Here is a 278-nt window from a genome sequence, read left to right as displayed (position 1 = left end):
ACCCGGCGACTGGAACGCCGCGCATGCTGACGCCACTTGGAGTCGCCCGGTCAGTGGCACTTTTGCCAGTGTCGCGCCGGAAGGCTCAAGCTGGCATCGCGCCGCGCCGCTCGCGCAAGAAGAACTGTCCGGTATCGAACAACTGGCCGATGGCGAACGCAGCACCGCAGAACCGCAAACGGCCGAAGCAACACTGCCGGTCGGCGCAGAGGTCGCAGTCAAGCAACTCGCAACACTGCCGTTTTCCATCGAGCAACTGTTGGCAGCCGCGCCAACAG

General features: G+C 64.4%; 1 protein-coding gene. It reads left to right on the top strand.

Features of this window, described 5'->3' with window-relative positions:
* Positions 1-278 (top strand): hypothetical protein (locus QN347_RS19835; RefSeq protein WP_323494402.1); only part of this gene is annotated, 278 nt, incomplete at both ends.

It is taken from the genome of Sphingomonas sp. 10B4, assembly GCF_035019905.1.
GTDB lineage: Bacteria > Pseudomonadota > Alphaproteobacteria > Sphingomonadales > Sphingomonadaceae > Sphingomonas > Sphingomonas glacialis.
This window is presented reverse-complemented; position numbering and strand designations above follow the sequence as displayed.